At 40.5% G+C, this 227-nt stretch carries 1 tRNA gene; it reads right to left on the bottom strand.

Going from position 1 to position 227, the window contains the following annotated elements:
• Positions 1-2: 2 nt before the first annotated feature.
• A tRNA-Ile gene (locus BAQ48_RS13990) sits at positions 3-79 on the bottom strand.
• Positions 80-227 lie beyond the last annotated feature (148 nt).

The raw sequence follows: 227 nt of genomic DNA, 5'->3' as shown, positions 1-227 counted from the left end.
TATGGTGGGCCTAAATGGACTCGAACCATCGACCTCACGCTTATCAGGCGTGCGCTCTAACCAGCTGAGCTATAGGCCCATACAAATTGCAGGATTTATTTATATCATATCCTCATTTAAGAGTCAATAATTAATTGAACTCTCAAAACTAAACGAAAACGAAACACGGAAACTTATATTGATGAACAGCGTTCATCAATTCTCCATAGAAAGGAGGTGATCCAGCC

Source organism: Bacillus luti (genome assembly GCF_001884105.1).
Lineage (GTDB): Bacteria > Bacillota > Bacilli > Bacillales > Bacillaceae_G > Bacillus_A > Bacillus_A luti.
This window is presented reverse-complemented; position numbering and strand designations above follow the sequence as displayed.